The sequence below is a fragment of the Mobilicoccus caccae genome (assembly GCF_030161635.1).
GTDB lineage: Bacteria > Actinomycetota > Actinomycetes > Actinomycetales > Dermatophilaceae > Mobilicoccus > Mobilicoccus caccae.
Map to the genome: position 1 here is coordinate 1,151,841 of NZ_BSUO01000001.1, position 22,132 is coordinate 1,173,972.

At 71.9% G+C, this 22,132-nt stretch carries 17 protein-coding genes and 1 pseudogene; 8 read left to right on the forward strand and 10 right to left on the reverse strand.

The window, feature by feature from the left end; genetic code table 11:
- Window positions 1–267: 267 nt before the first annotated feature.
- The 3 genes and pseudogenes from ileS to QQK49_RS05665 all read left to right on the forward strand — a co-directional run bounded on the left by ileS (window position 268) and on the right by QQK49_RS05665 (window position 5,579).
- A pseudogene (gene ileS / locus QQK49_RS05655) lies at window positions 268–3,613 on the forward strand (isoleucine--tRNA ligase).
- Window positions 3,610–4,188 carry a GNAT family N-acetyltransferase gene (locus QQK49_RS05660; protein WP_284303090.1) on the forward strand — a complete coding sequence of 193 codons (579 nt, stop codon included), beginning with the start codon at window positions 3,610–3,612 and terminating at the stop codon, window positions 4,186–4,188. The pseudogene ileS and the gene QQK49_RS05660 overlap by 4 nt, the downstream one beginning before the upstream one ends.
- On the forward strand, window positions 4,185–5,579 hold the full coding sequence (locus tag QQK49_RS05665) for a bifunctional folylpolyglutamate synthase/dihydrofolate synthase (protein WP_284303091.1): 1,395 nt from the start codon (window positions 4,185–4,187) through the stop codon (window positions 5,577–5,579). Before QQK49_RS05660 ends, QQK49_RS05665 begins: the two co-directional genes overlap by 4 nt.
- 41 nt (window positions 5,580–5,620) lie before the next feature.
- Here the strand turns inward: QQK49_RS05665 and QQK49_RS05670 are convergent, their stop codons facing one another.
- From QQK49_RS05670 to QQK49_RS05680, 3 genes are all read right to left on the reverse strand, one after another.
- Window positions 5,621–6,868, reverse strand: a complete 1,248-nt coding sequence (locus tag QQK49_RS05670) for a PEP/pyruvate-binding domain-containing protein (RefSeq protein ID WP_284303092.1) — start codon at window positions 6,866–6,868, stop codon at window positions 5,621–5,623.
- Window positions 6,869–6,870: 2 nt separating this feature from the next.
- Window positions 6,871–7,437: a histidine phosphatase family protein gene (locus QQK49_RS05675; RefSeq protein WP_284303093.1), complete on the reverse strand. Its 567-nt coding sequence runs from the start codon at window positions 7,435–7,437 to the stop codon at window positions 6,871–6,873.
- 670 nt (window positions 7,438–8,107) lie between these two features.
- Complete coding sequence (locus tag QQK49_RS05680) at window positions 8,108–8,518, reverse strand: hypothetical protein (protein WP_284303094.1); 411 nt, start codon at window positions 8,516–8,518, stop codon at window positions 8,108–8,110.
- Window positions 8,519–8,816: 298 nt separating this feature from the next.
- Between QQK49_RS05680 and QQK49_RS05685 the strand changes: the two genes are divergently transcribed.
- The 5 genes from QQK49_RS05685 (at window position 8,817) to QQK49_RS05705 (ending at window position 13,545) form a co-directional block, all read left to right on the forward strand.
- On the forward strand, window positions 8,817–10,409 hold the full coding sequence (locus QQK49_RS05685; protein ID WP_284303095.1) for a hypothetical protein: 1,593 nt from the start codon (window positions 8,817–8,819) through the stop codon (window positions 10,407–10,409).
- 525 nt (window positions 10,410–10,934) lie between these two features.
- Window positions 10,935–11,333 (forward strand): DUF4233 domain-containing protein, encoded by a 399-nt coding sequence (locus tag QQK49_RS05690; RefSeq protein WP_284303096.1) that lies wholly within the window; start codon window positions 10,935–10,937, stop codon window positions 11,331–11,333.
- Between the two features lie 72 nt (window positions 11,334–11,405).
- A complete protein-coding gene (ndk, locus tag QQK49_RS05695) occupies window positions 11,406–11,825 on the forward strand; it encodes a nucleoside-diphosphate kinase (protein ID WP_284303097.1) in 420 nt (139 codons plus the stop codon).
- A 115-nt stretch (window positions 11,826–11,940) separates the two neighbouring features.
- On the forward strand, window positions 11,941–12,285 hold the full coding sequence (locus QQK49_RS05700) for a BatC protein (RefSeq protein ID WP_284303098.1): 345 nt from the start codon (window positions 11,941–11,943) through the stop codon (window positions 12,283–12,285).
- Between the two features lie 6 nt (window positions 12,286–12,291).
- Complete coding sequence (locus QQK49_RS05705; RefSeq protein ID WP_284303099.1) at window positions 12,292–13,545, forward strand: cupin domain-containing protein; 1,254 nt, start codon at window positions 12,292–12,294, stop codon at window positions 13,543–13,545.
- A 236-nt stretch (window positions 13,546–13,781) separates the two neighbouring features.
- Here the strand turns inward: QQK49_RS05705 and QQK49_RS05710 are convergent, their stop codons facing one another.
- From QQK49_RS05710 to QQK49_RS05740, 7 genes are all read right to left on the reverse strand, one after another.
- Window positions 13,782–15,209, reverse strand: a complete 1,428-nt coding sequence (locus tag QQK49_RS05710; RefSeq protein ID WP_284303100.1) for a DUF1501 domain-containing protein — start codon at window positions 15,207–15,209, stop codon at window positions 13,782–13,784.
- Window positions 15,210–15,223: 14 nt separating this feature from the next.
- A complete protein-coding gene (locus QQK49_RS05715) occupies window positions 15,224–16,720 on the reverse strand; it encodes a DUF1800 domain-containing protein (protein WP_284303101.1) in 1,497 nt (498 codons plus the stop codon).
- 151 nt (window positions 16,721–16,871) lie between these two features.
- Window positions 16,872–18,104, reverse strand: coding sequence for an MFS transporter (locus QQK49_RS05720; protein WP_284303102.1), 1,233 nt, complete (start codon window positions 18,102–18,104; stop codon window positions 16,872–16,874).
- A 120-nt stretch (window positions 18,105–18,224) separates the two neighbouring features.
- Window positions 18,225–18,854 (reverse strand): hypothetical protein, encoded by a 630-nt coding sequence (locus tag QQK49_RS05725; RefSeq protein WP_284303103.1) that lies wholly within the window; start codon window positions 18,852–18,854, stop codon window positions 18,225–18,227.
- 131 nt (window positions 18,855–18,985) lie between these two features.
- Window positions 18,986–19,660, reverse strand: coding sequence for a LutC/YkgG family protein (locus QQK49_RS05730; RefSeq protein WP_284303104.1), 675 nt, complete (start codon window positions 19,658–19,660; stop codon window positions 18,986–18,988).
- Complete coding sequence (locus QQK49_RS05735) at window positions 19,657–21,309, reverse strand: lactate utilization protein B (RefSeq protein ID WP_284303105.1); 1,653 nt, start codon at window positions 21,307–21,309, stop codon at window positions 19,657–19,659. Before QQK49_RS05735 ends, QQK49_RS05730 begins: the two co-directional genes overlap by 4 nt.
- Window positions 21,306–22,118, reverse strand: coding sequence for a (Fe-S)-binding protein (locus tag QQK49_RS05740; protein ID WP_431310572.1), 813 nt, complete (start codon window positions 22,116–22,118; stop codon window positions 21,306–21,308). The genes QQK49_RS05735 and QQK49_RS05740 overlap by 4 nt, the downstream gene beginning before the upstream one ends.
- Between the last annotated feature and the right edge of the window lie 14 nt (window positions 22,119–22,132).

The window sequence follows — 22,132 nt, forward strand, 5'->3', positions numbered from 1 at the left end:
CCCATCGGCATCGACCCGGCCATCACCGGCGAGCCTCCGGAAGAACGGCGTCACCCTTCACAGGTCGGCACTCAGTAGAACCGGACGGGCAGGGCCCGTCACAGCCCGAACGAAGCGGCATCGCCCGCGAGCGCAGGTCAGGCGCGCGTGGGGGTGCAAGCGAGGTGGTACCGCGGGAACCGGCGCGCAGGATGCGTCCGATGCTCGTCCTCGTGTTCCGACCGGTCAGCGACCGGATCCGAAACGATCGAGAGGCACGTCCCGGCGATGAGCTACCCCCAGACCGCCACCGGCACCACCGACGCCGCACCAGGCGCCGCGTTCGGCGTCACCAGCGCCGTCCCCGCCTCCCCCGCTTTCCCGACATCGAGACGCGGATCCTGGACTACTGGGCCGCCGACGACACCTTCCGCGCGAGCGTCGAGAACCGCGACGCCGGCGAGAACGGAAGCAACGAGTTCGTCTTCTACGACGGCCCGCCCTTCGCCAACGGCCTGCCGCACTACGGTCACCTGCTGACCGGCTACGTCAAGGACGTCGTCCCCCGCTACCAGACGATGCGCGGACGCCGCGTCGAGCGCCGGTTCGGGTGGGACACCCACGGGCTGCCCGCCGAGCTCGAGGCCATGAGCCAGCTCGGCATCAAGACCACCGACGAGATCCGCGAGCTCGGCATCGAGAAGTTCAACGCCGCCTGCCGCGAGTCCGTGCTGCGCTACACCGACGAGTGGCGCGACTACGTCACCCGCCAGGCGCGGTGGGTCGACTTCGACAACGACTACAAGACGCTCGAGCCGGAGTACATGGAGAGCGTCATCTGGGCGTTCAAGCAGCTGCACGAGAAGGGCCTCGCGTACGAGGGGTTCCGCGTCCTGCCGTACTGCTGGAACGACGAGACGCCCCTGTCCAACCACGAACTGCGCATGGACGACGACGTCTACCAGGACCGCAACGACCCCGCCTGCACCGTGGGTCTGCGCCTGGGCACCAAGGCCGACGGGTCCGACCCGCTCGGCCTGACCGGCGTCCTCGCCACGATCTGGACGACGACGCCGTGGACCCTGCCGAGCAACCTCGCGATCATGGTCGGGCCCGAGCTGGACTACGTCGTCGTCGAGTCCGACGTGCCCACCGGCACGACCGAGCGCTACCTCTTCGGCGCCGAGCGGGCGCAGGCCTACGCCAAGGAGCTGACGGGGAGTCCAAGGGCGACGTCTCGGCGCGGATCGTGGCTCGGTACACGGGCGCCGACCTCGTCGGGTACGAGTACACGCCGCCGTTCGGGTACTACCTCGGTCACGAGAACGCGTTCCGGCTCGTGCCGGCCGAGTTCGTCACCACCACCGACGGTACGGGCCTGGTGCACACCGCCGGCGCCTTCGGTGAGGACGACAAGATCGTCACCGACCGGGAAGACATCGAGGCGGTCATGCCCGTCGGCATCGACGGACGCTTCACCGCGCCGGTGGACGACTACGTCGACATGCTCGTCTTCGACGCCAACGGCCCGATCCTCGACCACCTCAAGGCCCGCACGCGCCTCGACGCGGACGGCGCCGAGGGCGAGGTCGGGACGACCACCGGCGGCACCGTGCTCGTGCGGCGGGAGTCCTACACGCACTCCTACCCGCACTGCTGGCGGTGTCGTCAGCCGCTCATCTACAAGGGCGTGAGCAGCTGGTTCGTCTCCACCACGAAGATCCGCGACCGCATGCTCGAGCTCAACCAGGAGATCACCTGGGTGCCCGAGCACGTCAAGGACGGCCAGTTCGGCAGGTGGCTGGAGAACACCCGCGACTGGTCGATCAGCCGAAACCGGTTCTGGGGCAGCCCGATCCCGGTGTGGAAGTCCGACGACCCCGCCTACCCGCGCGTCGACGTCTACGGCTCCTTCGCCGAGCTCGAGCGCGACTTCGGCGTCGAGGTCACCGACCTGCACCGCCCGTTCGTCGACGAGCTGACCCGGCCCAACCCCGACGACCCGACGGGCAAGAGCACCATGCGCCGCGTCACCGACGTCCTCGACTGCTGGTTCGAGTCGGGCTCGATGAGCTTCGCGCAGGTGCACTACCCCTTCGAGAACGCCGAGTGGTTCGAGCACCACTTCCCGGGCGACTTCATCGTCGAGTACATCGGGCAGACCCGCGGCTGGTTCTACACGATGCACGTCATGGCCTCGGCGCTGTTCGACCGGCCCGCGTTCCGTACGTGCATCAGCCACGGCATCGTGCTGGGCAACGACGGCCAGAAGATGAGCAAGTCGCTGCGCAACTACCCCGACGTGCGCGAGGTCTTCGACCGCGACGGCGCCGACGCGATGCGCTGGTTCCTCATGAGCAGCCCGATCCTGCGCGGCGGCAACCTCGTGGTCACCGAGCAGGGCATCCGCGAAGGCGTCCGGCAGGCGCTGCTGCCGCTGTGGTCGACGTGGTACTTCTTCACCCTCTACGCCAACGCGGCGAACGAGGGCGCCGGGTACGACGCCAAGTGGTCCACGGCCTCGACGCACGTTCTCGACCGCTACCTGCTGGCCAAGCTGCGCGAGCTCGTCGAGGGCGTCACCGCCGCGCTCGATGTCGACGACATCGCCGGCGCCTGCGACCAGATCCGAGGCTTCCTCGACGTGCTCACCAACTGGTACGTGCGCCGCAGCCGGGACCGGTTCTGGGACACCGCCGGCGCCGACACCGAGGAGGCGACCCACGCCTTCGACACGCTGTACACGACGCTGGAGGTGCTCTGCCGGGTGGCGGCCCCGTTGCTGCCGCTGACCACCGAGGAGGTCTGGCGCGGACTCACCGGCGGCCGCTCGGTGCACCTCACCGACTGGCCCGTCGCCGACGACCTGCCCGCCGACCACGAACTCGTCGTGGCGATGGACCGGGCCCGCGACATCTGCTCGGTGACCTCCAGCCTTCGCAAGGCCGGCGGGCTGCGGACCAGGCTTCCGCTGGCCGAGCTCATCGTCGTCACCGAGGGTGCGGACACGCTCACCCCGTTCACCGGGATCATCGCCGACGAGGTCAACGTCAAGCGCGTCGACGTCGTCGAACTCTCCGGTGCCGACTCGGCGGAGTTCGGCGTCGAGCAGCGCCTCACCGTCAACGCCCGCGCCGCCGGCCCCCGACTGGGCAAGCAGGTCCAGACCGTCATCAAGGGCAGCAAGACCGGCGACTGGAGCGTGGACGGCGAGGTCGTCACCTGCGCCGGCATCGAGCTGGCCGAGGGCGAGTACTCCCTGGAGACCGTCGTGGCCGACTCCGGTCGCGCCGAGACGCACGCCACCGCGGTGCTGCCCGGAGGCGGGTTCGTCGTCCTCGACACCGAGGTCACCCCCGAGCTCGCCGCCGAGGGGTTGGCCCGCGACATCGTCCGCGCCGTCCAGCAGGCCCGTCGCGACGCCGGCCTCGAGGTCTCCGACCGCATCTCCCTCACGGTGCTCGGCGGCACCGAGGTGTGGGAGGCGACGGTGGCGCACCAGGCGCTCATCGTCACCGAGACCCTCGCCACCCAGTTCGGTTCGGCCGCCGACCTCGACGCCCTGCCCGGGCGCGGGGTCGAGGCCACAGTCGGCGACGGCACACCGGTACGGATCATCCTGGAGAAGCTGTGAGTGGGACACGGCCCGGGGCGCAGTCCGCGTCCGGCGCGACCCCCATCGTCGTCCGCCCCGCCATCGGGGACGACCTCGAGGGCGTCGTCAACGTCGGCCGGACGACGTGGCAGACCACCTACACCTCGATCCTCCCGCCCGAACTGCTCGAGCTGTTCCTCGCAAAGTGGTGGACCAAGGACGCCAACATCCCGGCGATCCGCGGCCGGCGCACCTTCGTCGCCGACCGCGGGGGCCGGATCGTGGGCATGGCCTCCTACGGGACGCACGAGGGCCGCCTCATCGTGTGGAAGATCTACGTGCTGGACGAGGCACAGGGGCAGGGCGTCGGTGGCCGGCTGCTCGAGGCGGTGTACGAGCGCGCGTCCGAGGGGCACGACAGCGTGTACCTCTCCTTCACCGACGGCAACGCCGCCGCGTACGACTTCGCGCGCTCGCACGGCTACGTCGAGGATCACCGCGAGGCGCAGAGCGGACTACCGGATCTCATCTGGATGCGGCACGATTTCGCCGACCCCGGGCCGGCCGAGGGCCGGGCGTCGGGGACCGGCGAGGAGAGCGTGGGTTCAGCATGATCGAACGACCCGACCCCCGACGCGAGGCGAGCGAGGCGCTGGAGGCCCGCCGCCGCCTGCGGGAGGTGGAGGAGGCCATCCTCGCCCGCGCCCCCGAGCACGACATCGACCCCACGCTCGACCGGGTCGCGGACGTCCTGCACCTGCTCGGCTCGCCCGAGCGGAACGCGCCGATCATCCACATCGCCGGCACCAACGGCAAGACCTCCACCGCGCGGATGATCGAGACCCTCGCCATGGAGACCGGCCTGTCGACCGGCCGGTTCACCTCCCCGCACCTTCACGACATCACCGAACGGATCGTGCTGTCGGGCAGGCCGATCGAGGCGCGGCGGTTCGTCGAGACCTACGACGACGTCATCCCCTACGTCGAGATGATCGACGCGCGCTCCCAGGCCGAGGGCGGGCCGAGGCTGTCGTTCTTCGAGGTACTCGTCGTCATGGCCTTCGCGGCGTTCGCCGACGCCCCCGTCGACGTGATGATCGTCGAGGTCGGCTTGGGCGGGACCTGGGACGCCACCAACGCCGCCGACGGGTCGGTGTGCGTCATCACGCCGATCGCCGTCGACCACGAGGCCTACCTCGGCAACGACATCGCCGGGATCGCCGAGAACAAGGCGGGCATCCTCACGCCCGACTGCATCGCCGTCGTCGCCGGTCAGGAGCCGGATGCGGCCGAGGTGATCACGGCCCGCGTGGAGGAGCTGGGCGTCAGCGCCGCGTACGAAGGGCGCGACATCGAGGTCGTCTCCCGCGAACTCGCCGTCGGCGGACAGCTCGTGACGCTGCGCGGTCTGGCGCGGGAGTACTCCGACGTCATGATCCCGCTGCACGGCGAGCACCAGGCCCACAACGCGCTGCTGGCCGTCGCCGCCGTCGAGGCGCTGCTCGGCGGGGGGAACGAGGGGCTCGACCCCGAGCTGGTGCGTGAGGCGTTCGGCCGGGTCTCCTCACCGGGGCGGCTCGAGATCGTGCGCCGGTCGCCGACCGTCATCGTGGACTCCGCCCACAACCCCGCGGGAGCCCGCAGCCTGGCCGCGGCCCTCATGGACTCCTTCACGTTCGGCCGGATCATCGGGGTCATGGCGGTCATGGCCGACAAGGACGCCGAGGGGATCCTCGAGGAGCTGGAGTCGGTGTTCGACGAGATCGTCGTCACCCGCTCGACGTCGGCGCGGGGCATGGCTCCGGCCCGCCTGGGCGAGCTGGCCGCCGACATCTTCGGTGAACACCGCGTCCACGTGATCCGCGACCTGCCCGACGCCCTCGACGCCGCAGCCGAACTCGCCGACTCCGGCGACAGCGGCGGGGTCATCGGGGGAGTCGTCGCCACCGGGTCGGTCATCACCGCTGGTGAGGTCCGGATGCTCCTGGGCGTCACCGACGTGTGAGGCGCCGTCCGTTCGGCTGAACGGCGACCGCAGGGTGAGGTTCAGGGGCGTGCCTGACGGTCGATCCGGCCGGTCGCCCCGTCCAGGGAGATCGTGTCCCCGTCCTCGATCGTGGTGGTCACGCCCGGGACGGCGAGGACGGCGGGGATGCCGAGCTCCCGGGCGACGATGGCCGCGTGGGACAGCACTCCTCCGGTCTCGGTGACCACTCCCGCTGCGATGCGGAAGAGGGGTGTCCAGGCGGGGTCGGTGGTCCGGCAGATGAGGATGTCCCCGGCTCGGACGCAGGCGAAGTCGGTGGGACCGTGGACGATCCGCGCGGGGCCGTGGGCCCGTCCGGCGGCTGCGCCCGCTCCCCACAGGATCGTCGTAGACCGGTCGCCGGGCTCGTCGGGTCCGTCGGGTTCGTCGGGTTCGTCGATGACGGGGCGCGTCGACGTCGGGACCGGTGAGGCGGTGATGGGTCGGGCCTGCAGGACGCGCACCCGTCCTCCGGCGAGGGCCCATTCGAGATCCACGGGGTGACCGAGGACGTCCTGGGCTCGTCGTGCCGCCGCGTCGACGGCGAGGACGTCGGCGGTCGACAGGCACGGTCCGAGGCGCGGGGGAGCCGGGAGGTCGACGAGGTGGTCGCCCCGGCGGTCGGTGCGGGTCGTGAGGACGCCCGGTCGGTGGTCGATGACGCGGCCCCGCTCGATCCTCCAGGAATCGGGGGTGATGCGGCCGCCGACGAGCGCCTCTCCGAGACCGGGCGTCGCCTCGACGATCCGTGGGTCGGTGGTGAACGCGACGCCGGAGACCTCGGCGTCGACGAGGCGCTGGACCAGCACGGCCATGGCGGGGGACTCGGCGGGCGCGGGGTGGGCCCGGCGGTAGGCGATCGCCCGCTCGTTCCACAGCGACGCCCAGCACCGGGTGACGGCGTCGGCGACGGCGCGGGTGCCGCGGACGGCGAGGACCGTCTCGTGTTGTCCGGCGGCCGAGGCCGACGGGGTGTCCTCACCGATGGCCGAGGAGCGCACCGCCACGTGCCCGGCGTCGGGGGCGCCGAACAGGTCTGTCAGGGCTGCGTCGATCTCGTCGAGGAGTTCGGCGCTCGGTGGGCGGAGGGCGGGGGCCCTCTGCCGCACGTCGGCGGTCGAGGGGGCGGCCGCATGATCCCGGTAGGCGTCCGTGGTGATGACGAAGCCGTCGGGGACGGTGATGCCGGCCTGCCGGAGGGTGGCCAGGGTGGCCGCCTTGCCGCCGGAGGTCGCCGGGGTGGCGTCGTCGAGGGGGATGACGTTCACGATCAACCCGGCAGCGGGGTGGGGTCGGGTGCGTCGAGGTGGCTCACGTCGTTGACACACCGGATCGAGGCGAGCTCGCCCTCGGGGAGGTCGACGATCGTCAGGCCGGTGTTGGCGATGCCTGCCAGGGACATCCAGGCGGCCGGCGGCGCGCCCAGCACGTGACGGACGAGCCAGGCCACGGGGTAGGCGTGGGTGACGAGCAACTCGCGGGTCGACCGGCGCCCCGGCCCCGGAGAGTGGGCGAAGCGGCGGACCGAGGACGCCGCCGTGCGCGCTCCGGCCTCCGCCTCCCGGGTGGAGTAGCCGTCGAAGAACCCGACCCACGCCCCGGACCTCGCGGTCGCGGGTGGGACGTGGGGGATGTGATCGACCAGTTCGGGAGCCTCGTCCAGCAGGACGCCGGGGTGCCTCCGGGCGATGATCTCGGCGGACTCCACGGCCCGCGGCAGGGGTGAGTGCCAGATCGCGTCGAAGGGGACCTCGGCCAGGCGCAGACCCAGGCGTCGGCTCTGCTCGCGGCCCTCGTCGGTGAGGGTTCCGAGGGCGTCGGCGGCGCCGTGACGCACGAGGTACAGGGTGCGGGTGCTGATGGCGAGGCGCCGGCGTTCGTGCCTGCCGGGTCGGTGCGCTCGCGGCTGAGGCTGAACAGCAGGTCCTGGTGCAGTTCGGCCCAGACGACGTGGCACGACAGGATCCCGACCCCGGTGACCCACCGCAGGCCGTCGACGCGGGCCTTCGCGACGGCGGCGTCGTACTGCGCCGGATAGCGCCCGAACCGGGGCAGCGCCGTGATCGCCCCGGACAGGGCTGTGCGCAGGTCGGCTCCCAGGTCGGTGAGTCGGGCGAGCAGTTCCTCGACCGCGCCGGTGTCGGCACCGGTGTATCCGTGCTCGTCGCCGGAGCTGGAGCGCAGCTGCCACGTGGAGACGACCCGGAGGAACCGCGCGTTGACGGGTTCGAACGCGGCCAGCGCGGAGGTCAATGCCTCGGTGGATGCCGCGTCGGCGACGTCGGTGGCCAGCAGGGTGGCCAATCGGGCCTGGCCGGTCTCGGTGACGGTGAATCCGCGCAGGTCGGCGAAGGAGAGCGGCTCGATCCACCCGTCCTGCTCGGCGCGCACCAGGATCGCCGCGAGGGTGTCCTCGCGGATCAGGGCCCGATCCAGCAGGGCGTCGCGGTCGGCCAGTCCGGCCAGACGGACCGCCTGCAACACGACCACCTCGGGCGAGGAGCCGCTCACCGGCCGGCGTCCCTCGGGGTCGAGGTGTCGGTGGAGCCCGGCAGGCGTGTGGAGACCCGCTGGAGGCGTTGCTGCGCGGCCTGCGGTGAGCGGAGCCCGAGCAGGTCGGCGATCTCGGGCCACGTCATGCCCTCCGCTCGGGCAGTGAACAACAGGGCCGTCTCCAGGGCGTCGAGATCGGCGCGCGCACCCTCGAGCAACACCAGTGCTGCGGCCAACTCCTCGCGGGACGCGTGCCCCACCTGCCCCGAGGCTCGCGACAAGGCGAAACGCAGCAGCGTCACGTCGTCCGGCGGCTCGTTCGGATGCTGCCAGGGGCGGTGCGGCAGGTCGGCGGCCCCGGCTGTCAGGAGCCGGTCGCGGGCCGCCACGACGCGGTCCTGCTCGGCTGATTCAGGGGAGTGCATGCACTCACTCGAGCACGGCAACGGGGTGTTGTCAACAGAATGTTGTCAATAGGTCGTTGAGATAGCGCGCCTCGAAGGGTTGTCGGTGGTCGAGGGCAGGGTGTGTCGCACGGTCTCACTGCGGCTCGGAATCGGTTCGTCCGCGGCGTGGTGGGGTCGTCCACAGAGGGGGTTGAGTCTCGGTGGACAGTGTCGAACTGGCGTATGATTGCTCGTGTGTCGAACAGCTATGAAAGGGTGCATTGTCATGTGGTCAACGTCTTCTCCCGCGGTGCTGAGTGCGCCTGAGGAGTGGGGCGTGGGCGGGCCGGTACCGGCGTCGGTGTTCGCCGACTTGAGTGATGACGAGTTGCTGGGTGAGGTCGAGACGATCGAGCGGATCAGTGCGTGGTTGGCCGCGCGGAGTGTGTCGGTGGTCGACGAGTTGGCCCGCCGCCGGGAGGGGGCTGCGGTGGTGGCGTCGGGTCCGGATGCCTCCTCCGGCGCGCGGAGGTTGGCGGTGACCGGGGCCCGGGAGGCGGTGGTCGACGAGGTCGTCCTGGCGACCGGGTTGGGGCGGCGGGCCGTGGAGACCCGGGTCGATCTCGCGCGCAAGGACGAACGACACGCCGCGACGCGGCAGGCGCTGGCGGCGGGACGGTTGTCGTGGAGTCGGGTGCTGCAGGTGCTCGACAAGACGGCGGCGGTCGATGCGCATCGGATGCGTGGGGTGGTGGAGGCTGTCCTGGCGCCGTGGCAGGCCCCGACCGAGGACGGTCCCGGTGACGAGGGTGGGCTCGCGGTGCCGCAGAGCGTGTTCTCCTGGCGGTTGGGTCGGGCGGTGGCTGCGGCCACGACGGCCGCGGCGCGGCATCGCGAGGCGGTCGATCGGCGCGATCTGTGGTCGGTGATCTCTGCGGACGCGGACGGCAGTCTGACGGTGACTGGGGATGCGGCGCGGGTCGCGGCGGCCACGCATCGGGTGGAGTCCATCGTGCGGCGGTTGCGTCGCGAGGGTGATGCGCGGACGTTGGCGCATCTGCGCAGTGATGTGGCGCTGGATCTGTTGCAGTACGGCGACCTGGGCGAGGGGCTGCCGGCAGAGGCTGCTGCCGGGTATGCGACGTTCGCCGGTGCGCTCCCGCCGGCGCGGGTGGACGTGACGATCTCGGCGGCCAGTCTGGTCGGGGTCAGTCACGAGCCCGGTGCGATCACCGTGGGTGGTCGGGAGTGCCATGTGCCGGCGTTGATGGTGCGGGATATCGCGTATCGGGCGGGATCGACGTGGCGGCGGATCGTGACCGATCCGGCGACAGGGTACATGGCCGATGTGTCGCGGGAGGGGTATGCGATCACCGGCGAGTTGCGCGAGCGGGTCTTCGCGCGGGATCGGCACTCTCGGGTTCCGGGCAGCATGCGACCGGCGGCGCTCTGCGATACCGATCATGACGTCGACTACGCCGAGGGCGGGGCCAGTAGTGAGTCGAACGCGTCGGCCAAGAATCGCCGGGGGCACAACCACAAGACGACCAAGCGGTGGTCCAGTCGGCGTGAGCCGGAGGTGCACGGGTCGATCACCTGGACCACCGGCACCGGGCGCAGCTACGTCACGACCCCTTCGATCACCGCGACCCGACCCCCACCCGCGATGAGAACTGGCGCGCGTTGCGGTCCTTCCTCGCCAGCCGCCAGATGGAGCACGCAGACCTCGACGACGACCCCCACCCCGACGACGACTGGGACGGCGATGACCACGACGGCGGACGCGGCCACGACGGACGCGGCCACGACGGCGGTGGCGGTGGCGGCAGTGGCAGGGACGGCAGTGGCATGGGCGGCAGTGGTGGCGGCGCCGGCAGGGGCATCGGCGGCGCCGTCGACCCTGGACCCGGCGAGCCTGCGGACTCGGTGACCTCCGAACCTCTCCCGTTGCGCGTTCGGGGACGCCGGCGCCTCGGACCCCAGACCCGGGCAGAGGCAGAGGCAGAGGCAGGGGCCGACGTCGACGCAGCGCCACCTACTGAGGCGGCAATGTCCACTGACGCTGCTCCGCTCGTTGATGGTGTGCCGCTCGTTGATGCTGTGCCGCCCGCTGACGCTGCGCTGCCGGCGAATGCTGCCTCGTCCGCTGATGCAGCGAATCCTGCTGACTCACCGGCGGATGCGGGGTCGCCCGGCACCTCCATCGCTTCCAGAGTCAGGAGGGCAGCCGCAGCCGGAGATCCGACACCGTGAACGGGCGGAGATCCCGGTCCGCCGCCCTTCTGACCTCGACTTCGCGACCGCCGCGTCGGTTTCGCGGGGTCATCGACACGACCGGCGGGATCGAGCGCCTCGGGGCGCCTTCCCGTGGGAGGGGGTTCGGCAAGCACGGGCCGGAGCTGGTCTCCCGCACGGGGAATCCGGCAGGGGCGGCGCTCCCAGTAGGCTGGCGGACATGGCCACGTCTCTCCCCTTCCACGGCATGCTCGGTCCGATGCAGCGGCGGCTGGGAGCGATCGTCCTCGGGAGTCAGGTGCCCGTCATCGTCTTCGGCGCCCTGGCCGTGTGGGGCCTCGCCTCGGCGCAGGACGACCCCCGGGCCGGTGTCTTCCTCGCCTCCGGGTTCGGCCTGGCGCTCGCCTCGATCGTGGCCGCGGCACTCCTGCGGCGGCCGTTCGGTGTCACGCTCGGGTGGGTCGTGCAGATCGCGATGTTCGCCAGCGCCGTCATCGCGCCCGTTATCGTCCTGGTCGCCGGCATCTTCATGGCCCTGTGGGTCACCGCCCTGGTCCAGGGGTTCAAGATGGACCTCCTCACTGCCCGCCGCGAGGCGGCTCGCGCCGAGACCGCCTGAGCGCGTGAAGCACCCGCCGCGGGGCCACGACCGGCAGGAACGGCGGGTGCGACGGCTGGATAGGGTGAGGCCATGACCGAACGCTCACTCGTCCTCGTCAAGCCCGACGGATACGCCCGCGGCCTCACCGGAGAGGTGCTCCGCCGCGTCGAGGCCAAGGGATACACCCTCGCCGCCCTGCAGGTGCTCACCCCCGGCCGCGAGCTCCTCGCCCAGCACTACGCCGAGCACGAGGGCAAGCCGTTCTACGAGCCGCTCGTGGAGTTCATGAGCTCCGGTCCCGTCACCGCCGTCGTCATCGAGGGCGAACGCTGCATCGAGGGCTTCCGCGCGCTCGCGGGCGCCACCGACCCGACGACCGCCGCCCCCGGCACCATCCGCGGCGACCTCGGCCGCGACTGGGGCGAGAAGGTGCAGAAGAACATCGTCCACGGTTCGGACTCACCGGAGTCGGCCGACCGCGAGATCGGCCTGTGGTTTCCGAACCTCTGATCCCAGCGGGTGCGACAACCCCGCGAGTGCGATAGACAGACCACGACGGCCCGCCACCACGGCGGTGACCGCCTGACATCGTGGCCCTCGGCCACTCGATCCCCCAGGAGCAGCGATGAGCGACACGACGACCAACCCCGTGGGTGACGGCGGCGCCGACGGCGGCGCGGACTCCGGCGCACAGGCCCCGGCCACCGGCCTCACCGCCGGCTCGCCCCAGGCCCAGGGTGACGTCGGCGCCGACGGCGGTGCCGATGGTGGCGCGGACGGCGGCGCCGATGGTGGCGCGGACTCCGGTGCCGACGGCGGTGCCGATGGTGGCGCCGACCAGGGTGCGGGTGCCGACAAGGGCGCCGACGCCGACGGTGGCGCTGACGGCGGTGCCGATGGTGGCGCCGACGGTGGGGCCAACCCCACCGGCGACGGCGGTGCCGACTCCGGCGCCGGCGTTCCCGCCTGACCCACCGTGACCCAGCAACACCACCGCACGCCACGGGCGAGTGCCGTCACCTCGGCACTCGCCCGTGTCGTCGGTGCAGACCTCCCCGGTTTCGAGGCGGCATGGGGGCGCGCGCCGTGGCTGTACGACGGCCCCGGCTACGACGATCTCCTCGACCTGGCCGGCATCGACGAACTCCTGAGCACCCGCGGCCTGCGCACCCCGTTCCTCCGGGTCGCCAAGAACGGGTCGACGCTGCCCGACCGGTCCTTCACCGCCGGTGGCGGGGTGGGCGCGGCCATCGCCGACCAAGTCAGCGACGCGCGCCTGGCGCACCTCTTCGCCGACGGATCCACGCTCGTCCTGCAGGCACTGCACCGCACCTGGGCACCGATCGCCGAGTTCACCGCGGCCCTCGCGGGTGAGCTGGGTCACCCGGTCCAGGCCAACGCCTACGTGACTCCGCCGCAGTCGCAAGGGTTCTCGGCGCACTACGACGTGCACGACGTGTTCGTGCTGCAACTGGCCGGTGAGAAGCGGTGGATCATCCACGAACCGGTCCTCACCTGGCCGATGCGCGACGAGCCGTGGGACTCCGGCGGGCGCCGTGAGCAGGTGGCGACCGCCGCCGAGGGCGATGCCGTCCTCGACGTCGTCCTCCGACCCGGCGACTGCCTCTACCTGCCGCGCGGATACCTCCACTCCGCGCGGGCGCTCGGCGGCGTCAGCGCGCACCTCACCCTGGGCATCCACGTGTGGACCCGCCACCACCTCGCCACGGAGATGATGCGCCGAGCCCTCGCACAGGCGGACGATCTGCGCCGTCCGCTCGACCTCGGCGTGCAGGTCGGTGACGCCGACACGATCGCCGCCGACACCGCCGCCGTGCGGACCGCGCTCATCGAGGCGATCGAGCACCTCGACGACGACGACCTCGCCGCCCTCATGGACGCCCGCGCCGACGACACCGGCCGGCCCGAACCCGTGCGGCCCCTGGCCCAGGCGGCGGCCGCCCGCGACCTCACCCCCGACACCCCGGTGCGCCTCCGACGACACCTTCGGCTGCGACGGACCGACGCCTCCGACGGTGTGCGCCTGCAGGGCCGAGGCGTCGACGTCCTCCTGGAGGCATCACCCGACCTCGACGTGCTGGATGCCCTCCTCGACGGCGGAGTGCACACGGCGGCAGAGCTCGATGCTCAGTTCGGTGGCGAGTCCCAGGGCGACGGAACAGCGCTGGTGGCCCGGCTCGTCGCTGCCGGGGTCCTCGTCCCGGCCTGACCCACTCCGGCCCGACCCGCTCCGGCCTGACCCGTGATCGGGACCCGAGCGACACCCACGTCGCCGAAACCGTCGCCTATAGGGGGCGGTTTCGGCGGAACCCACCCATGTCGTCGAGGCCGCCGGTTATAGGGGGCGGTTCCGGCGCGGTGACCCATGGAGCCGAGGTCGTTGGTTGCAGGGGGCGGTTCCGGCGGGGAGTGACGTCTGCGCGGGGATGCGTTCGGTGGTTGCGCTCAGCGCACGATGCCGATGGGGCGGTGCGTGTGTCCGGGGAACACCGAGGCGAGCTTCGGGGTGGCGAGGCGCTTGGTGAGGATCTCGCCGACGACGTCGCGGTAGTCGGTGGTCACCGCGAGGTCGCCGTCGTGCAGGGCCGAGGCGGCCAGGCCCGGCCAGCGCCCGTGGACCCGCCCACCGGCGACGTTGCCGCCCGCCACGAGCATCACGTTGCCGTGCCCGTGATCGGTCCCGCCGGTCGAGTTCTCCTCGACGCGACGGCCGAACTCGCTCATCGTCACGATCGTCGTGCGGCCCCACAGGTCGCCGATGTCGGCCCGGAACGCGGCGATGCCGCGGGCGAGGGAGTCGACGTTGCGGCGCATCGGTCCCCACTCCTCGTCGGGGGCGCCGTGGTCGCGGTGCAGGTCCCAGTCGCGGTGGTCGATGCACGCCGCCTCGACCGGAGCACCCGCGCGCATCATGCGGGCGATCTCGGCCATGCCCTTGCCGAAGGGGTCGTCCGGGTAGCCCGTGGGTCGTGGCGCGGTGGCGCGAGCGCGGGCCAGGGCGCCCACGGCCGAGAAGGTGCGGCTCGCGTCGCGGGCGAGGCTCCCACCGGCCCGGCCGTACATGCCCCGCAGGGTCGCGTCGATGCTCCGGCGATACCCCGACCAGCCGGAGATGTCGAAGGACTGCACGTCGTCCATCGACGCGGTGGGGAACGAGCCGCCGGCGGCCACGGACGCGCGGTCCCCGATGGTGACCGCACGCACGAGGTCGGTCCGTCGCGAGGTGGCCGCGAGGTGTCGGCCCAGCCATCCACTGCGCACCCCGACTGGAGCTGCACGCTCCATGTCGAGCTGGGCGTCGAAGTGACTGCGCGTGGCGTCCGGGTTGCCGACCGCGTGGACGACGGCCACCTGCTTGGACTGCCACAGCGGCATGAGCGGAGCCATCGCGGGGTGGAAGCCGAAGCCGCCTCCCGCGGGCAGGGTGACGTCGCCGGAGAGGGCGAGTCTCGGTCGTGCGCGCCGATAGTCGGCATCGTCGACGGGCGCCACCATCTGCAGTCCGTCGCTCGCGCCGCGCAGGAACACGACGATGAGGGTGTCCCGGCGGGTCGTCGCGGCACTCGGGGCGGCGAACGCGTACCTCGGTCGGGACGACACCGCACCCAGCGCGCCGAGGGCGGCCAACCCGCCCAGCACCGCGCGGCGACCCACCCGGCCGCCGGCCTGGCCGCCCTCGCCGAGGGCCTCGGCGGCCAGGCCGAGCGCGGTGTCCCCGCAGGCGTGGTCGCAGGCGATCTCGGACGCCTCACGCGCCCCGCCCAGCACGTCGGTCGAGCCGGTCGTGGTGCGCCGCACGAGGATCTCGCGGTCGTCGTGCGTGTGGACCGGGACGATGTCGTCGTCGAGTCGCCACAGATGGTCGGTGATCACGGCAGCTCCGTCGCTCAACGCAGGGACATGTAGGGGGACGCGAGGACGAGGCGGACGGCCTCGTCGAGATTCCAGCGGATCGCGTCACCGGTGACCCGCGCCGAGGCCTTCGGCACCCCGCTGCGCAGGGAGGAATCGGCGAGGAACGCGGCGACCGCGTCACGGTCCTTGGCCGCCGGCGCGTACCCGGTCAGCAGGGTGAACATCCGGGTGGTCGCCTGGGCGTAGGTGAGTTTCGTGGACACACCCAGGGTTCGGGCCCACCCCCGCCGCACGAGGGTCTCGTCCCAGCCGCCGGCGATCGCCTCGGCCGCGTTCCACGTGCCGAGCATCGACCCGGAGTGCATCCACGCGCTCACCGTGTCGGGGTAGCCCTCGGGGTCGGGGTAGGCCAGGGGCAGGTGCCCGAGTCGCTCGGCCAGCCAGGCGTAGGTGCCGAGCGGGGACCACGGGGTGAGCTCCTTGGGAGCCCGGTAGCTCGGGGCCGAGGAGGCGTACGCGGAGGCGAGGAACTCCTGCGGACGCGCCCACTTGCGACCGGTCGAGGCCGCGAACTCCTTGCTGGTGAACAGCACCCGCAGCACCGGAGCGATGCGCGTGCGGTTCGCGCGGTAGGCGACCTCGAGCCGGGAGACCAGAGACGCGGGCGGGGAGTCGGAGACGAACCGGCGCGCGAGCCGCAGGCACACGCGGCGCACCGTCGCGGGGTGCATCGCCAGGTGCTCGACCAGCGCCCGCAGCGCCTCCGGGCCCGCGCCGGGGGACGCGTTCGGGTGCCGGAACCCGACGATCGAGACGGGCCCCACCGCGTGCTGGGTGGGCCGGTAGCGGAACGCGCCCGAGGTGTCGTCGACGCTGAACCCGGTGAGCAGGCGCGACAGGTGCTCCACGTCGGCCTCGGTGTGGCGGCCCACGCCGACGGTGTGCAGTTCGAGGAGTTCGCGGGCGAGGTTCTCGACGGGGTGGTCGGGGTCGGACCAGACGTTGTCGAGGTAGTGGAGCATCGCGGGGTGCGTGGTGGTCGCGTACAGCAGGTCGGCGAAGCGGCCGAGCGCGTGCGGGCGCACCGCCTCGCGGTCGTACACGCAGACCCACCCGTGCACCTTGTCGCTGTTCAGGGCGATGTGCAGGTGGTCGTGCCACACCTCGACGACCCGTTCGAGCAGGGGCCGTTTCGTCGTCATCTGCCGCCACAGGGTCGCGCGGGCCAGGGACGCCTGGGCCTCCCACGTGCGGTCGGACGTGAGTCGCCGGATCCCCGGCATGTCCGCGCGGGTGACGGGAAAGGTGCGCGCGACGAAGGCCTCGCACGCGCGGTCGTCGATCGCCGACGGGGCGAGCTGTCGATCGAGCCAGCGCGTCGTGCCGAGCCGGCGGATCGCGGTCACCTGGGAGGCCGTGGCCGCATGGGTCGCGCGACGGGCGAGCAGCCACGCGGGGTCGACGGTCAGCGGCAGCCCGGGAGCCAGGGGGAGGTCGCGGTGGCCGGGGCAGGGCGTGTGCTCACGCACCCTCGCTTCGATGATGTGGCAGGACTCGGGTCGCCCTCCACGTCGGCATCGACGGGGTGGTCCTGACCACCGCGCGGGGCCGACTTCGACGCCCGTCCGAATCCCGTTGTGCCGGGCCGAAAGCCCGGCGGAACTCATCTGCGAGTGAGGGTCAGGCGTCGACGCGGGACCGTGCGAGACGGTGCGAGAGGTAGGCCGCCAGCAGACCCGCGGCCAGGGGCACGAGCAGCGCATAGCGCAGCCCGACGCCGTCGGAGATCACGCCGATCACCGGGGAGGTGAGCAGGAACCCCAGACGCATGACCCACCCGAGCATCGCGATCCCCGTCCCGTGGGGGAGGCCCGGCACCCGGGCCGAGGCCGCGAACGCGGCGGGCACCAGCGTGGCGGACCCGAAACCCATGAGGCCGAACCCGATCAGCACCAGCGTCCACGCCGGGCTGACCATGGCCAGCGCCATGCCCGCCGCGACGAGGAGACCGCCGAGCCGCGCGACGGCCTCTCGGCCCCAGCGGTCGGTCATCGGATCGCCGACGATGCGGCCGACGAACTGCGCGGCCAGCACGATCGTGAATCCGAGACCGGCGAGCTCCGGCGGGGCGTCCGTCTCACGCCCGAGGAACAGCGCCGACCAACTGTTGGCGACCTCCTCCATGAGAGTTCCGCAGGTGGCGAGCACGGCCAGCGGCAGGAGCAGGCGCCACGGACGAGGCCCGGCCGCCGCCACGTCCTCGACCTGACCCGCCTCCGGCGCGCGCGAGGTCGCAGACGCCTCCGAGGTCGCCGATGCCTCTGACTGGTGGGCCGCGCCGGTCCGCGCATCGTGCGGTGTCGCGGCCAGCACGGCCGCGGCGACGGCCACGACGACCCACACGGCACCGTTGACGATCATCTGCGTCGTGAGCGGGATGCCCGAGACGGCGCACCACGTGCCGATCAGTCCGCCGCTGGTCGCGCCGAGACTCCAGATGGCGTGCATGGAGTTGATGATCGAGCGACCCTTCCACTCCTCCACGAGGATGCCCTGCACGTTCTGGGCGGAGTCGACGATCGCGTCGGTGACACCGGCCAGGAACAGCCCGGCGGCGAAGAACAGCGGGGTCGGGCTGTGCACCGCCGCCGCGAGCACGACCCCGAGCACGACCGAACCGACCCCGTTGACCCACCGCGCGCCGAACCGGCGGATCAGCGGCGCGGCGGTCGCGGCGGCACCGATCGCACCGAGCGGCATCGCGACGACGAGCAGCCCGAACTGCGCCCCGGTGAGGTCATAGGCGTCCTTGACCTCGGGATACCGGGGGAGGAGAGCAGCGAAGAGCACCCCGTTGGTGAAGAACATCAGGGAGACACCGAGGCGTGCGCGCGCCGGGGAGGTCGGAGGCATGAGCGCGACGATAGATGCTCGAACGATCAGCCGCGGTGACCATCTCGCGCGAAACGATCACGCGGGGACGAACGCGGCTCGGACCGCCTCCGGGTGGAGGCGGTCCGAGCTCGGGGTGCGTCAGTCGTGCTTCTCGCTCTGGCCCGGCGTCGCGCGACCCTCCGCGGCGTCCTTCTGATCGCCGACGTCCTGGTAGTTGCCGTCATGGTCCATGACCTTGGCCCGGCCCTCCTCGACGATGAGGTCACCACGCCGACGGAACTCCGCACCCGCCGTCACGTCGTGATCGGCCGGATCGTGGTCCTTGGCGAACTGCTCACGCTTCGCCTCCTCCTCACGACGCTCCTCCTCGTCGTCGGAGTCGTCGTCGCGATCGTCGTCGTCGCGATCCCCGTCGTCGGGGTCATCGTCGTCGGAGTCCTCGGCACGATCGGTGGCGTCGGGACGTCGCACGTCGGGGTCGCTCGCCTCGCCCAGGTCGGCGTCGCGGTCGTCGTCCTGGCGATCGTCCTCGTCTCGGTCGTCGCGGTCGTCGCGTCGATGCTCGTCGTCGCGGTCGTGGTCGGTGCCGACCGGGACGGCGGGGTCGCCCCGGTCGTCGTGGAGGGTGTGCAGGCGGTCCTCGACGTCGTCTGCGCGGGACTCGAACTCGCGGTCGTCGATGCCCTCGCGGCCGTCGGCGTCGTGGTCGCCGAGTCCGGAGTCGCTGCTGCGGGGGTCTGATGCGGATTCATTGGCGGTGCTGCCCATGACACGTCCTTCGCCGTTGGAGGTCGTCCTATGGCCGCCAACCTACTGCGCGGAACGCCCCGTCGCGCGGCGCAGCGACGGGGCGTTCCCTCACCCGGGGCTCGTTCCTCCGGGCGCATTCACTCGCTCGCTCACTCCGCGAGGATCACCACCAGGGTGCGCGGGCCGTGGACTCCCTCGACCCGGGAGAGTTCGATGTCGCTGGTGGCCGAACCGCCGGAGATCCACGTGATCGGCTGCCGCTGCTCGCGCACCGACGGCGCGATCCGGGCGACCGCCTCGGGGACGTCGGAGACAACCTGGTCGGCCCGCACCACGCAGACGTGCAGGTCGGGGACGAGGGAGAGGGCGCGCCGCCCCTGGTCGCCGCGGTGGTCGAGCATGATCGTGCCCGACTCGGCCGCCCCCACGCAGCACGCCGTGACCACCGCGTCGGTCGCGTCGAGCTCGGCCCGCGACAGGCGGGGCTCGTCCTCGCGGATCTCGATCCCGGCGCCCGAGATCGCCTCGCGCCACGCGGGATCCAACTCGGCGGGGACGACGACCGTTCCCGCCTCGCGGCTGCTCAGGGCCTCGGCGATGCGGGCCGGCACCTCCTCGGCGCGGCACCGGACCACCTCGGCCTTGTAGTCCTCGACGCGCTCGACGAACACCTCGAGCACACCCTCGGTGCGGGTGGGCCGGCCGTACGACCAGGCCACCGGGGTGTCCTGCTCCGGCGGTGTGTCACCCGCGTCGGGGACGTCGGACAGGGCCGTGCGGATGCGGGCGAGGATCTCGTCCTTGGCGCTCGTGCTGGTCGTCACTGCTCTTCCCCTCCACGTTCGCGCTTCCACCAGGACCGGAAGGATTCGGTGGGTGGGACCGGGACGTCACGGGCGTTCGTCCACAGCGACAACGGTCCCGGCATCGGACCGATGTGGTCCAGACGCCCGAGCAACCGGCCGCTGAGCCCGGCGCCCTTGGTGGCAGCCTTCCAGCGGCGGTGGTCGGCCATCATCCACGCCGCCGCGGTGAGCGACGCGGACTCGCCGTGGGCCAGGAACGGCAACCCCTTCTTGGCCTTGGCCTCGGCCTTCTTGGTCTCCACGACCTTGTTGCGCATGTGCACCAGCAGGTCGGGGATGGGGATGCGCACCGGGCAGACGTCGAAACACGCGCCGCACAGCGAACTCGCGAACGGCAGCGACTTGTCCACCGCGGAGCCCGTGCCGCGCAGCTGCGGGGTGAGGATCGACCCGATCGGGCCGGGGTAGACCGAGCCGTAGGCGTGCCCGCCGACCTTCTCGTAGACCGGGCACACGTTGAGGCAGGCGGTGCAGCGGATGCAGCGCAGCGCGGCGCGGCCCTGCCGGTCCTGCAGGACGTGCGTGCGGCCGTTGTCGAGCAGCACCACGTGGACGTTCGCCGGGCCGTCGACCCCGTCGGGACCCGTCCCGGTCCACAGCGAGGTGTAGGGGTTCATCCGCTCGGCCGTGCTGGAGCGCGGCAGGAGCTGGAGGAACACCTCGAGGTCCTCGAACGTCGGCAGCACCTTCTCGATGCCCACGACCGAGATGAGGGTCTGCGGCAGCGTCAGGCACATGCGGCCGTTGCCCTCGGACTCCACCACGCACAGGGTGCCGGTGTCGGCGACGGCGAAGTTGGCCCCGGAGATCGCGACCTTGGCCCGCATGAACTTCTCGCGCAGGTGCAGCCGGGCCGCGCCCGCGAGGTGGCGGGGTTCGGAGTCGAGGTCCGCCGGGGCGGGGCGACCGTAGTTGCCCATCTCCTCGAGGAAGATCTCGCGGACCTCCGCGCGGTTGCGGTGGATCGCCGGGACGAGGAAGTGACTCGGGCGGTCGTGCCCGAGCTGGACGATGATCTCGGCGAGGTCGGTCTCCCAGGCGGCGATGCCCGCGGCCTCGAGGGCCTCGTTCATGTCGATCTCCTGGGTGACCATCGACTTGACCTTGACCACCTCGTCGCCCACCACGCCGGTGCCGTCGTAGCCGCACGCGTCGTCGTCCTCGGCCAGAGCCGCGCGGGTGAGCCGGATGATGATCTCGTTGGCCTCGGCCGCGTCGCGGGCCCAGTGGACGGTGGCGCCGGCCCGGGTGAGGTTCTCCTCGAGCTGCACCAGGTAGTGGTCGAGGTGGCGCAGCGTCCGGTTCTTGATGGCCTCGCCCGCGAGCCGCAGGTCCTCCCAGTTGTCCAGCTCGGCGACGACCCGCTCGCGCTTGGTGCGGATCGTCGTCATGGCGTGGTGGAGGTTGCCGCGCTGGACCGGGTTGGCCAGCTCACGGCGGGCGGCCACGGGAAAGCCCGGGGCGTCACGCAGTTCACCCGACGGTGGGGCCGGGGTGCGGCGGTTCGCGCCCTCGTACCGCGGGGCCGGGTGTCCGGCGACGGGGATCGTCGCGCCGAGGAAGGTCGGCGTGCGGTCGGTGCGGTGGGTGCCGTCGGTCGTGGTCATGACCGCTCTCCTTCCGTGCTCGCGAGGATCTCGGCGAGGTGGATGGGTTTGACCCCACCCTGCTGCCGGCCGGTGACGCCGGAGATGTTGAGCAGGCACAGGTTGTCGCCGGCGACGAGGTACTCCGCGCCGGTGTCGAGCACGTGCCGTGCCTTGTCGCCGGCCATCGAGGTGGACACGTCGGGGTTCTTCATCGCGAACGTCCCGCCGAAGCCGCAGCACCGTTCGGCGTCGACCAGCGGCAGGATCGTGATGCCCTTGACGGCCTCGAGCAGCCGCATCGGCTTGTCGCCGACCCGCGCGATGCGCATTGAGTGGCACGTCGGGTGGAACGTGACCTTGTGGGGGAAGTAGGCGCCCACGTCGACCACCCCGAGCACGTCGACGAGGAACTCGCTGATGTCGTACGTGCGCGAGGCCACCGCGTCGGCCTCACGGGCCAGGCCGGCATCCCCGGCGTGCTCGGCGAGCATCCGGTGCTGGTGGCGGACCGCGCCGACGCACGACCCCGAGGGGCCCACGACGTACTCGTACTCGGCGAACGTCTCCACGTGGTTGCGCACCACCGGGACCGACTCGTCGAAGTAGCCGCTGTTGACGAACGGCTGCGCGCAACACGTCTGCCGTTCGGGAAAGACCACCGTGCACCCGAGACGCTCCAGCAGCGTCACGACCGCCTTCGGCGTCTGGGGGAACATCACGTCGTTCGCGCAGGTGGCGAACAGGGCGACCCGGAGCCCCGCGCCGCTGGAGCGCGGGGTCGCCGTCGTCGGGGACGTGGCGGGTGTGGTCGACGTCGGGGCGGTCATCGTGTCTCCGTTCA

What these genes read in the sequence shown, in the direction of transcription:
- QQK49_RS05680 (WP_284303094.1), bottom strand. Translation starts at nt 8,518, where the DNA reads ATGCACTCCCCTGAATCAGCCGAGCAGGACCGCGTCGTGGCGGCCCGC.
- QQK49_RS05665 (WP_284303091.1), top strand. Translation starts at nt 4,185, where the DNA reads ATGATCGAACGACCCGACCCCCGACGCGAGGCGAGCGAGGCGCTGGAG.
- ndk (WP_284303097.1), top strand. Translation starts at nt 11,406, where the DNA reads ATGACCGAACGCTCACTCGTCCTCGTCAAGCCCGACGGATACGCCCGC.
- QQK49_RS05740 (WP_431310572.1), bottom strand. Translation starts at nt 22,118, where the DNA reads ATGACCGCCCCGACGTCGACCACACCCGCCACGTCCCCGACGACGGCG.
- QQK49_RS05690 (WP_284303096.1), top strand. Translation starts at nt 10,935, where the DNA reads ATGGCCACGTCTCTCCCCTTCCACGGCATGCTCGGTCCGATGCAGCGG.
- QQK49_RS05735 (WP_284303105.1), bottom strand. Translation starts at nt 21,309, where the DNA reads ATGACCACGACCGACGGCACCCACCGCACCGACCGCACGCCGACCTTC.
- QQK49_RS05725 (WP_284303103.1), bottom strand. Translation starts at nt 18,854, where the DNA reads ATGGGCAGCACCGCCAATGAATCCGCATCAGACCCCCGCAGCAGCGAC.
- QQK49_RS05700 (WP_284303098.1), top strand. Translation starts at nt 11,941, where the DNA reads ATGAGCGACACGACGACCAACCCCGTGGGTGACGGCGGCGCCGACGGC.
- QQK49_RS05720 (WP_284303102.1), bottom strand. Translation starts at nt 18,104, where the DNA reads ATGCCTCCGACCTCCCCGGCGCGCGCACGCCTCGGTGTCTCCCTGATG.